The 13,050-nt window shown below is 44.2% G+C and carries 3 protein-coding genes; all 3 read right to left on the bottom strand.

Features of this window, described 5'->3' with window-relative positions; translation table 11 throughout:
* Positions 1-7,862, bottom strand: a 7,862-nt coding sequence (locus tag BGP76_RS08445; protein ID WP_147407420.1) for a hypothetical protein, incomplete at its 3' end; no start/stop codon positions are given.
* 228 nt (positions 7,863-8,090) lie between these two features.
* Complete coding sequence (locus BGP76_RS08440) at positions 8,091-11,426, bottom strand: FG-GAP-like repeat-containing protein (protein ID WP_158584150.1); 3,336 nt, start codon at positions 11,424-11,426, stop codon at positions 8,091-8,093.
* Positions 11,427-11,450: 24 nt separating this feature from the next.
* A complete protein-coding gene (locus BGP76_RS08435; protein WP_073125006.1) occupies positions 11,451-13,016 on the bottom strand; it encodes a type IX secretion system membrane protein PorP/SprF in 1,566 nt (521 codons plus the stop codon).
* Positions 13,017-13,050: the final 34 nt, after the last annotated feature.

The raw sequence follows: 13,050 nt of genomic DNA, 5'->3' as shown, positions 1-13,050 counted from the left end.
ATACCGTTGTTTAGGTTTTGGATATTCTCAGTAATTGCTCCAGCAACATTAACCGCCGTTATGCCTGTGATACCTTTTTGTGCAAAAATGCTAGTACCATCTGTGATTACTTTAGCTGCATCAACTGAGGAGCCATAGTACCAAGTGTACTCGAGGTTCGTGGTAGCAGCGGCACCCGCTACAGTGATGTTGTTCAATTCGATAGCACCGTTAGGATATCCAGTACCACCTTCACAAACAGTGAGGTGTGTTTTGGTAACATCAGCGGCTACATCATTGTTGACTTCAACTGTAGTTTCTTCATCGGTGATTTCGAAGGACTGTAGGTTAGAACAACCTGTTACCGTATTTGTGATTCTGACAGTGTAGTCCCCACCAGGGATTTCGCTTAGCACGCCTTTGACAGTCGCATCAGCTCCAGGTACAGTAGTAGCGATTTCTTGCCCTGTGTTATCGTTTAGTCCAGTGAACCATTCGAAGGTGTAATCAGTGAAAGGATCACCATTGTCAAGCGTGATGGTAATCTGACCATTGTATTTACCAGAGATAGTTTCTGCGAGATTACAGACGGAGTTGTTGATCGTAGCACCTGGGGTTGCATCCTCTGTCGCAGTATAAGCCGCCGGAGGGTTGTTGTTGATGGTGACGGAAATAGGATCCGCTTCACATCCTGAGTTTTGATCCAATACCACTACGGTATATATACCGTTGTTTAGGTTTTGGATATTCTCAGTAATTGCTCCAGCAACATTAACCGCCGTTATGCCTGTGATACCTTTTTGTGCAAAAATGCTAGTACCATCTGTGATTACTTTAGCTGCATCAACTGAGGAGCCATAGTACCAAGTGTACTCGAGGTTCGTGGTAGCAGCGGCACCCGCTACAGTGATGTTGTTCAATTCGATAGCACCGTTAGGATATCCAGTACCACCTTCACAAACAGTGAGGTGTGTTTTGGTAACATCAGCGGCTACATCATTGTTGACTTCAACTGTAGTTTCTTCATCGGTGATTTCGAAGGACTGTAGGTTAGAACATCCTGTTACCGTATTTGTGATTCTGACAGTGTAGTCCCCACCAGGGATATTGCTTAGTACGCCTTTGACAGTCGCGTCAGCTCCAGGTACAGTGGTAGCGATTTCTTGACCAGTATTGTCATTCAATCCAGAGAACCACTCTAGTGTATAGTTTGTGAAAGGATCACCATTGTCCAGCGTGATGGTAATCTGACCATTGTATTTACCAGAGATAGTTTCTGCGAGATTACAGACGGAGTTGTTGATCGTAGCACCTGGGGTTGCATCCTCTGTAGCTGTATAAGCAGCCGGAGGGTTGTTGTTGATGGTGACGGAAATAGGATCAGACACACAGCCAGAGGCTAAATCAGTCATTACGACCGTGTAAATACCGTTGTTGAGATTTTGGATATGCTCCGTTGTAGCGCCTGTGACTGTTACAGAAGCCGTATTAGTCAAACCTTTGGTGACAAAGATGTCATCACCATCTTCGATTTCTTTGGTGTCATCCACATTAGAACCATAGAACCAAGTAAAGGATACATCTCCAGATGCGGCTGGTGAACCGTCTACTTCGATGTTGTTCAATTCTATTGCCCCATTTGGATACGTCGCAGCACCCTCGCAGACTGTAAGAGGAGTAGAGGTAACATCTCCCCCAACGGAGTTATCTATATTAACAGATGTCACATCGTCTGCTATGCTATAAGTCTCGACTGCTACACAACCTGTGGTAGTATTTGTGACACGTACCGCATAGTCCCCACCTGGGATGTCTTCTAGTACATTGTCTGATTCGGTAGCTGATGTGAGTACTGTGGCAATTTCTTGTCCCGCAGTGGCATCCGTCCCTGAGAACCATTCCCATGTGTAGTCACTTATTGCTGTGCCCGTAGGGAGTGAAGTAGGGTCAATCGTGATTTTACCGTCATGTGCTGACGTGGTGTTGACTGTGATGTCACAGACACTGTTCGTTAAAGTGTTGGCTGCATCCAATGTTGCATTGAATGTGATAGGGGTAGCTTCTACCTCTATCGTGACTGGATCAGACGCACAACCTGTAGCAGTTCTACTAGCTATCACGGTGTAAAAGCCGTCATCTAGCCCTGTGATGTGATGGGTAGTAGCACCTGAGATCACTTGAGCAGCTGCAGGGCTGTTGCCTTTCAAGGTCGCTATGTCATCACCGTTAGAGATGAGTTTAGTTGCATCTACCGAAGAACCGAAATACCAAGTATAAACGAAATCAGCAGGGGCAGAACTAACCGCATCGCTCACCGTCACTAACTCAATCTCTCCATCTGCGAAATTGGCACTGCCTTCACAAACTGACAAGTTTGTCACGTTAGCAGTGGTTTCGTCTATCGTAGGATCCGTAGGGTTATTCGTTAAGGTAATGGTTGCGGTATTGACACAACCGCCATCATCTGTTATACGAACGGTATAAGTTGCGTTTGATACAGGAGCATTGAGTCCTGTGATAGTTTGATTGTTTGTGCCTGAGAAAGCTACAATAGACCCGTTGCCTGCATCGTCACCTGCTGTGAGAGCAGTGCCTGAGTCATCGGTACCGATGAACCATTCAAAAGTCGTGTCATCTGTAGTATAGGTGTCTGTTGCTGCTACATATCTACTAGCAGTCAATGAACCATTGGCTATCGTACAGCCAGTATTTGAGGCAACTTCTTCGAGCTTGATTTGCGGTGATGCAGGTTGGTTAGGAATGGTTACACTAAGTGAACCAGGGCTACAGCCTGTCAGTGTATGTACGGCTATTACAGAATAGTCTCCTGCTGGATAATCAATAAGATTGTTGGCAGTACTATGAACATTTCCGTCCAAGTCTTCTTTGTCATCAATAGGGGTTCCACTGGCGTCAAACCATGTCCAAGTATATTCGGTTTTCGAATCGCCAAATACGTTGATAGACACAAAACCATTAGGCGTGCCACTACATGTAGTATTGGGTGAAATGATCGGGCCTGCATAACTAGGAGAGTCCGAATTGTCAGTAATTGTGACAGGTGTAGTACTTGAACACAGGTTATCAAGGTTGATAACTTCTACGGTGTAAGTGCCATTTTCTAATCCTGTGAAAGTATAATCTCCATCAGCGTCAATATAAGGGCCATCGTATGGTGTAGCCCCTGTATTAGTACCAGTGTAGATATTGTACTCATAACCAGCTGCGGGTTCTCCCAAAGTGGTGTTAGTAGATGAAGCGACTCTTTGTGAGCCATTTCCGTTCACACAGAAATCATCAGAGGTCTTAAGTTGTCTGATAACCACTGGCTGCTGATCGGCTTCTTGGACTACTACAGTGATGTCATCGGTAGGACAACCCGTGATGTTGTTGACTATAGAAATGGTATATGTGCCAGCTGGTAGATCATCAAATACAGCGGTAGTGTTTTCTGCTACTAATTTGCTTGGGTCGCTGGTGTTGCTACCTTCATAGAGTTGATAGTAGTATTGAGCTACTTCGAACACGATCCCATCAAGTAGATTACCTACTACGTTACTTCCGTTTTCTGAAGAAACAGCTTCAAATGCAAAACGAGTAGCAGTTTGTCCCGCAGGGATTACATAATCTCCTTCATAATATGCCCAACCGTTTAGTCCAGAGTTGTTGAGTTCAGAACATTGGTTACTAATGACTAGTCCATTTTCCCCTTCAGAAATATCGTCTATTTTGAGTGCAATACAGTCGGTACCATTTACACGTGATCTGTGAGCAAAGCCCCATTTCATACGAATACCAGGCTTGGTTACCACGTCAAAGTACAGCGTACTAGGGTAGTGAGCATTGAGTTCTGCCCACTGATATCCTTCATACGGTTGCTTGCCTTCGAATCCCGCTGGGTGGATTTCGATTACGTTGCTATAGGTTTCTCCCGCATGGTCATTGTAGGTGCTCCATCCATCGGTGTTACTTTGATCGATATAGAACCATCTGTTAGAACCAATAGGTCCTCCAGCGACTACATAAGGTGCATTGCTGGCTAATCTCGTGTCAGGAACTTCAAAGCTACCATTCTCTACTACTTCATACTCATCGGTGTCTACAACGTCTAGTGCCAGACCAGAGGCATCTATAGAACCAGAAGCCACAGAAGTACCATTACATGAGGTAGCATGCTCAATGACAATATGATCTAATGGATTACTAGGGCTTGTAGGGTTGGTAATGTTATCTACGATAGTGAATTGTTGTCTTCCCGTACAACCTGTTGATATTTCTTTGGCTGTTACCAAATATTGACCGGCACTTAGTAGGAGAGCACTTTGTCCATTTCCTCCTGATACGGTGGTGATTTTGTTCGCTGCGATGACGCTAGAACCGCTATAATAAGTGAATAGATAGTCTGAACTGACACCTCCTACGACGGTTGAGGTTGCACTGCCACTACCATTGTCACTACAGGACTGGTTGTCACGAGTATCGACACTTACGACAGGAGAAGCAGAGAGATCCTCAACTTCGAGCGTGATAAAATCCGAAATACAGCCTGTAGCGTTCACTTCAGCCTCTACTGTGTAGAACCCTGGTTCTAATCCACTATAGATATGCCCATTATTGGTACCAGTTTCACTCCAGTCAGGACTGGCTTTGATACCTGTGCCATTATACCAGTTAAAGGTGAAATCCGATTCGTCTGCACCCGCAGTGACAGTAATGACTCCTGATGAGGTATCCGTACAGTCTGTTACGTCAACAGTGCTTACTTCAGAGACGGTAGGTCTAGTGATAGAAGTACTCACATCTTCTGACAAGGTTTCTTCACAACCCGATAGGTTGTCGGTTACTACTACTGTATAGGTACGTGCTTGTAGGTTAGAAGCTACTGCTCCTGTACTTTGTACTGTGGTTAGATCATTACCAATGTACCATTTGAAATCATAGCCTGCAGTGATGTGGTCTGTTCCGTCAATGACGTAGGCTGTCAATACCCCATCAGGTGAAGAACAGTTGGTGAGGTCTTGAGTCTTGTCTATACCTACGACAGGTCTGTCCTCGATTCTATCGATGATGATTTCTTCTGGTGCTGACTGACAGGAGTTGCTTTGTGAACTCGCGATGACTTGATAGGTACCGTCTTCGAGTGTTGCGATTCTGTTACCTGTGTAGATTGTATCTGAATAGTTGTTGTTTTGAAACCAGTGAAAATCAAACCCAGCAGTGATTTCACCCGTTTGCGCGTCAGTTACACCTTCTACCAAAATATTATCTAGATAGTAGAATTCATCATCTTCTGTAGTATTAACTCTAGCGATAATTTGTAACGTATTACCCACTTCTGATGCAGTAGCAGTGATTGATCCGAAGTTTCCTGAATGTATACCGTTAGTAAATCCGATTTCTGACCCACCATCAAGCGAATAGTAGAGTCGGAGGTAGTCATTACTGTTGTCCGTTTTAGGGCTAGAGCGTAGGTCTACAGATACACGTACTGACTGATGAGCCGAAATATCAATGGATTCTGATTTCCAAACCGCCTCACCATCAGTATCTGCAAAGAATAGTTCGTTGGTAGCTCCTGTGAAGGATACTTTAAGGTCATCTGCGCCTGAAGGGGTTGTCGTAAATGACCATGCGGTTGCACCATTGTCTACTTCTACACCTGCTGTTAGATCATCAAAATCTTCGTCCCATACCTCTTCGATTGTTTCGTTGATTGTACCAAAATAATATACTCTGGCATCACCATTGTCTGGTAGGGCAGGGTTACATAGTTCGTTATGACTGACAATCTCATGTTCCAGATCAAAAGCCTCAGAAGTAACTGCGGAGAATTCTATATTGTTGTCATCATTACACTCAGGGATGGGTCTAATGAAGTTCGTGACGGCTGGGTTTTGGGTTCCATCGTCGTTGACGGATACATAGAGATCAAAATCTCCACCACCACCGATAACTTCAGCAGTGATAGCCATGCTACTACCGACATTGAAGCCTGACATAGAGGTAGTAACGGTGTTTAGTTTGGTAGATCCATCTTCTAGCGGAGAACCATCGTAGAAGGTGATTGGTAGAATACCAGAAAGGACTACATCCCCAGAATTTTGGATGTTGACGGTGACACTGAACGATACGTCGGGACATGCCGCCATACCGATATTGGTAATACTCACGATATCGATGTCTGGCGTTACATAGGATGGGCAGCCATCTTCGTTGAGGTAAGGCGCTTGGTTCAAGAATCCATTGAGAGGACGGTTGGGGCCAGAGGTACATACATTACTAGAAAACACTTTGGTTGGGTCTTGTTGTATTGCAGGGATAGTCAAATCATCATTGACGTTGACGTTAAAGTAACCATGCTGATTCCATACAGCTCTAGAGGGTTGCCAGTTTTCACCGCCATCTGCTTCGAAGACTCTGATTTGACTCCATTTACCATTTGAGTATGGAGAGAAAGGCGTGTTGTCATCGGTAGAACAGGCTACACATATTTCACTCGCGCCATCACCATCTACATCCGCCACGACGGGATATTCTTCAAAGGTTCTTGAGGTACATTTGATTTGTTTCAATGAGACCGCAGTTTTACCATCTATGATATGGACGTACTTCTCCCCACGGTAGATGATTTCAGCGGCTTTGTCATCGTTAAAGTCAAATACGGTACACCCGGTAAAGCCAGATGACCCTTCATTGATGTCCTTGTACCATAGCTCATCCATGTTTTCGTCTAGCGCATAGAGTCTTTGTTTGGATACGAACGTACAGTTGAGTTTTCCGTCTCCATCGATATCCGCGATGTTGATACGTCCAGTTGCATTTTTATGGTTTTGCGGGACATTGAAAGTCAGTGTGTTGTTGTTTGTAGGATCCCAGAAAAAGGCCGTCGTGACCAATGAACCACTTACATATTGTCCACCACTGAAGAGTACATCGATGTTTCCATCTAGGTTGTAATCGGCTACTGCAGCGGCATTGAAGTTCCAGCTATCATATTTGATGTCATATTGACCATCCGAAGGTAGGATGTCATTGATGTCCATCTCTAAATTTCTTGTTCCCGTTACGGTTACGTTAGGGTCACTTTGTGCAGGGATGTCTACGCTATAGATTTTACCTCCCGTTACAATCTCTAAACCAGAACAAGCGGCACAGGCCGCATCAGGTAAAATATCTACAGCTAGCGTACCGTGAGGTACTTCTGTTCGGAAATTACCCGTACCTGCTATGATTACATCTCCTGTATGTGCATTTCTAATTTCATTACCATGCAATAGTTCAACCACTCCATCTCCGTTGAAATCTGCAAGGGATATGATCCCGACTTTGTCTCCTGTGTTTGTCTGCTTACTCCATATTTGATTCAACTCACAGTCGTACATTTTGATGTTTTTGTTCTTGAATCCTCGAACAAATATTTCGCCACAGTCGTCATCGTTTAGGTTGGCAATCGCTACGGTTTTGGCTATATCAAAACCTACATTGAGAGGTCCTTCTTGAGTGGCACCTGTAGCACCATCTAGGATAGTGACCGTATTGAGCTCACGATTGGTAGAGACTACCTCTGGTGTGCCATCACCATCTATATCTCCTATGGCTGGGGTGACAGAGTTAAATGCCGTTTCGTCTGCTGATGCCCACTGTAGCTTGACCGTGAACGCAGGGTTCTGCGTAGCGGCATCACTACATTTGACTGAGTTTCCAAAATAAAACTCGAGACACTGTGCATCCCCAGAGCACTGACCATCGTAACAGTCAATGAATCCGTCATTGTCATTGTCGATTCCATCATCACAGATCTCTTGTGCAGAGACCATGAAAGAGGTCAACAATGCAGTTAACAAAAAAGGAAGGATAAAGATTATCTTTCTATAGCTATTCATAGGAGTTGAAAAAAGTTATACTTTTTATGCGTGAGCAAGGCATAAAGTAACCAGCTCGGTTTTGTTCTAATTCTACTAGAGAATCACCATTATATGTATAATGTAAGACTATCACTAGGCTAAAGTAAGCATTGTGTACTTTTTTTATATAGAATATGACAAATAGAAGGTGTGTTTTCGATGAATTTACGGTTTTTGCGTACCAACTAGGTGATTTGCGTAATTAACTTATCGAGCCATAAAAATCGCTCCTCCACTCTCATTTTCACTGTCTGAACAGGACATTCTAAAATAGTAAGTTCCGTTAGGCATTTCCTGTCCATTGGCTCTGCCATCCCATACACAATCATCGAAACTGTTGTCGGGAGAGAAGCTAATGTCCTTTACTTTTCGGCCTTTAGCATCAAATATAGTGATCTCACAGTCTGTTCCGCTGACGTTAGATATTTGCCAGCAGTCATTGATGCCGTCACCATTGGGTGTGAAGCTCTTGTCTGCTCTCACTCCTGGGGTGATGAGTAATACACTGTCTGTAGCTTGGCAGTCTTGTAGATCGATACCTGATAAAAAAACTTGCTCACGGGCACTGCTTGGTGTCACCAATACATCGATGGCGGTAGGGTTGTCTATTATGTCTTCAGGCGTCCACATGGGAGAGGTCGCGTCAGTACTCAGGTTGATTGTGTATTGATCTTCTTCTAGATTAATAATCTGTCCTAAAGTCGGGTCGCTCACGATTTGGTTGCTACCTGTTGGTAAAATTGAAATACCACCATTGATGTAGTTACTCACTTGTACTTCACTAGCATAGAAAGAGCATTGAAGGTCATCTCTGAGTAGAACTGTGGTTCGTGACTCACCACTGATCTGTGCAGTAGAGGTTTGTGATACAGTGGTAGTGTCTGTCCCGCTTATTGTTTTCCAATTGTAACTCGTATAAGGGTCTTGTACTCTGAGAAGCAGGTTAGACTCTTTACATTTTTCATAGTTGACGGGGTCTGAGTTGTCTGACCGAATCAAATTTAATGCTGAACCGCTAGGGGTCGCTGTGATTGTAATCTCTTGGGTAGTTGGTGTATAGGTACAGTTGGTTACACCAGCATAGCTGGTTGTGAGGCTGACGGTGTAAGTACCTGCCGATGCATGTGCATGACTAACGGTATTACCAGTAGCAGTACTGCCGTCTCCGAAATCCCAAGTATTGACCAGAGTCAATCCTGTATCACCAGTAGAAGTCGCTGTATAGCTGATGTCAGCTCCTTCGCAAAGTGTTGTAGCTGAAGGAGTGAAAGAAGCCACAGGTGGAGTGTTTTTGGTGATGGTTCGCTCTTCGCTCGTTTCAGCACATCCAGATTTCAAGATCGTGACACTGTAGTCTCCTTCGTCAGTAATAGTGAGTCCAGCTGGATCCGTTTGCGCGGGGGTAAAGCTCGATCCATTTAATTTCCAGTCGTAGGTGTACCCCGAAAAAGTACTTGTGGTAAGGGTGAGACTAGATCCATCGCAGATTTGGTCCGCTTCTTCGTTGTTAACGGTGACAGTAGGGAGTACGACAACTTCTAAAGTGACAGGTGCAGAATTAATCTCGCAACCACTACTGCTAGAAGTGGTAGTGAGTACGTATGAACCCGAACTGTTGATGTCAACTGAAGATACAGTGATCGCAGTGACGTCAGTACCTTCTACTTCAAAATTATTTGGTCCAGTGAGTTTAAAGTTAGATGTGCTAGGATCTGAGATGATGTTGACACTCAAGTCTTCTCCTACACATGGTGTGTTGGTGTTAAAGGTGAAAGATGGGGTCGTATAGCTGGCACTTAGTGACTGGACTGTGATAGCTGGTGAATCATTAGAGCAGGCATCTGCTATGGCAACTGTGTAGTTGCCTGCATCTGATTCCGTTACAGTAAGGGTGCTGCTAGTCGCAGCGATGATTGTACCGTTTTTCTTCCAGATATAGGATAAACCTGTTTCTGGAGCGATCAGGTCTACGGTTTCACCTGTACAGAGTTTAGTGCTCCCATCTACGGTGATTTCAGGATCAAAACAAACTTCGTTATACTTGATACCCATGGCACCTTGAGCAGCTGCTGTAGAATTGTTAGTAAAGACGAAATCGGGTCTACCATCATTGTCTAGGTCTGCAATTTTTATATTTCTACTATTGTTGGTGAGCGGTACATTGCTCACGCTATAGCTGGCTGCAGCGATACTGGTAGGGTTGTCATTGGTTAGCACGTAAAAGTTGTTAGTACCTACGGATGCAAAGACGATATCCAGATCACCATCTCCGTCTATGTCTCCTAGATCTAAACCCCAGCTTCGTTGGATGTCTTGGATTTCAAAAGAGTTGGCAAAAGTAGGCGTGGATCCCACAGTCGTAGAAGTGTTAGCAATAATTTCGACGAGGTGAATACTGACATCCGAGTTACTCAAGACGATATCTGCAAAGCCATTTTGATCTAGGTCACCTACTTTGATCGTTCGTATACTAGCACCTGAATCAACGAACTGAGGACTGTTAAAACTAAAGTTGCCTGGGTTGCTATGGTTTTCGAATACATATAATCCCCTGTCTGTAAAATTGGAAGTGATAATTTCGGGGAAACCATCGTTGTTCATGTCTGCTATTTCTAGTCCTCCTAATCCAGCAGTCCCTGAATTTTCCGAAGCTGTCAAGATGACTGGGGTAGCATTAAGAGTGATCGTTCCTGGCGTACTGCTGTTTTGATAGATGAATACGCTGTTGTCATCTTCTGCCAACGCGACCAATTCTGGATGACCATCTAAATCTAAATCTGCAATGGCTATTTTACCTGGTTTTCTAATGTCTCCATTAGAGAGGTTTGGGATTTGTACGGTCTGCTTTGCGGCAAAAACAGGTGCGTCCACACTGCCATCTGCTGCAGTTGTATTTCTATAGATATATAATAGTCCTGATCCTCCTAACTCGTTAGCAACTAGATCCGCATAGCCATCTCCATCGAGATCACCACAGATTACATTGGTGACTTTTTGCGTATTACTGATGGACGATTTTACGAAGGATGCATTACTACTACCTGGTGCTGTACTCGTATTGGTGAATACCGTAATGTTATTGCTACCGACATTCGAAAGGATAATGTCCAAATCACCATCTTTGTCCAAGTCACAGGTGCATAAGTCTTGGGTTTGGAATTCATTGGTGTTGTTAGTGACTTGACTACTGAGATGGTCATTGATTTCATCGGTCCCTAAGTCAGCTGCTTCAAAAGTATTGAAGAACTTTTGATTAGAGTAGGCGATATCTCCAGTGAGCGTATTGACTACTGAGATTTGCTCAAAAGTAGCACCATAAGGCACTGTTGCGATGAGTAGGGATGCACTGGCGTCTACGGTAGTCGCTGCTACGCCTCCAAAGAATACGGTCACATTACTAGTAGGGAAATCACTACCAATGATATTGATAGTTTCTCCTACTGCTGCTGAGTTAGGACTGATTTTGTTGATATAGGGAACTTGAGCCACAGCGGAAGAACTGATCAGGCTGATGGCGATTATAACAAGGTGCTTGAGTTTCATTATCGTTTGCTTCAACATAGCTGATTAGTTCAATACATTTAAGATATATACGTGATCTAGGTTGTGTCTAGAACTCCATACTTTCTGCTCTTCTTCGGCTTGTCTCATAGTGGCTCCTTTGTGTACCACGACTACATATTGCTTCATCTTAGAGACATACCCTACGATTGCGCCATGATAGCCCATTTCGAATATTTCATCACTGTAGTCTTCTGCGGCCTGGAAGTCATCGAACTCACCTGCTACGACGTGGTGACCTGCTGGTAATTCTAAGAAGTGGCCGCCTTTTCTCACTGTACTAGGAGGGAGTTCGGCAGATGTAGCTGGTGTAGCGGTCAATGCGTCTGTCCATTTTACGGTTGAGATTTTTGAGCTGTCTACACGAACCTGTGTGTAAGTCGCTCCGATTTCCCATTCTCCCGCGGTGTTGGTGCGATGTTTTAAGGGGATAGAATGATCAATGGTCTCACTAACTATAGCGATTTCTGCCGCAGGAGTTGCCTCTTCTGCTTCGGTCTGTACAGGCGTTTCTACAGGTTCTTCTGTGGCTGGCGTAGGAGCAGGGGTTGTAACGGCTACAGCCTCTTCTTCACGCTGTTGTTGTGCTCGTTGCTGAGCGAGTTGCTGTCGTCGCTGTGCAGCACGGTCTTCTTGTGCTTTGGTTCTTCTGAAATTCTGTATGAAAGATTGTGCTTGCTTTTGCGACTTCTTTTTGTCTCCTAGGTTGTACCCAATACTTACCTCGGCAGTTCCTGAAGAGTAGCCTGCCAGTTCTGTGTTGCCGTATTCATAGGAGAAACCTATAGCCCATTGTTCTTGGATTTTGAAACCAGCCAGTGCTGCAATTCCATATTCTTGTCGGTAATTTAACCCTGCCCAGACTACGTGACCGATATGAGCAATGGCTGCTACTTCAAATTGTGGCATGTTCACTGTAGAGAACCTATAGAGGACATGTGGTTCGATCGCTAGATTCTTGTTGAGCAAATAACGATAGCTCGCTTGTATCAATAGATTTTCATAAGGCTTGAGTTGTATTTCGCTGAAGCCATCAGGGCTGACCATGTCTCTTCCGATTAAGTTGGGAACGGACAGTCCGATATTCAAGTCGTTGTAATAGTAAACAACTCCTAAATCTGCCGTGACATATGAAGTACCTGTACCTGCATACTTGGCTAGGGTAGGGTCATTGCCAGCTTCTACGTCATAGCCCGTGTAGCCTCCCCCCAGAGAGAGTCCAAATCGAATAAATTGTTTTCTCTCTAGTTGTAATAAATAACCTCCCGTTACTTTTGCACCAGAGGTAGTAATGGCGCCAACTTGATCGTTGTAGGCCATCCCTCCGATAGATAGGTTGTTTTGTAGAGGCGTGTGAAAACTTACGTGAGCATAAGCGGGGGCTCCATCGAGTCCTATCCATTGCTGGCGGTAAGAACCAAATAATGTACTGTAGCCTGTCGATCCGACATAGCCTGAGTTTAGTACATATGGGTTCATGAAAAACTGGCTGTAAACGCGTTGATCTTGGGCACTGATTTTACCAACTACTAAAAAGGAGAGTAGTAAAAATGATAATGTTATTTTTTTCATACAAATCCACCTATCAATAATTTCATAACATAAC

The sequence above is a fragment of the Reichenbachiella sp. MSK19-1 genome, assembly GCF_003590315.1.
Lineage (GTDB): Bacteria > Bacteroidota > Bacteroidia > Cytophagales > Cyclobacteriaceae > Reichenbachiella > Reichenbachiella agariperforans.
This window is presented reverse-complemented; position numbering and strand designations above follow the sequence as displayed.

Excerpts from the sequence above, each read along its gene's own strand:
- BGP76_RS08440 (WP_158584150.1), bottom strand. The coding sequence starts at position 11,426 with ATGAAACTCAAGCACCTTGTTATAATCGCCATCAGCCTGATCAGTTCT.
- BGP76_RS08435 (WP_073125006.1), bottom strand. The coding sequence starts at position 13,016 with ATGAAAAAAATAACATTATCATTTTTACTACTCTCCTTTTTAGTAGTT.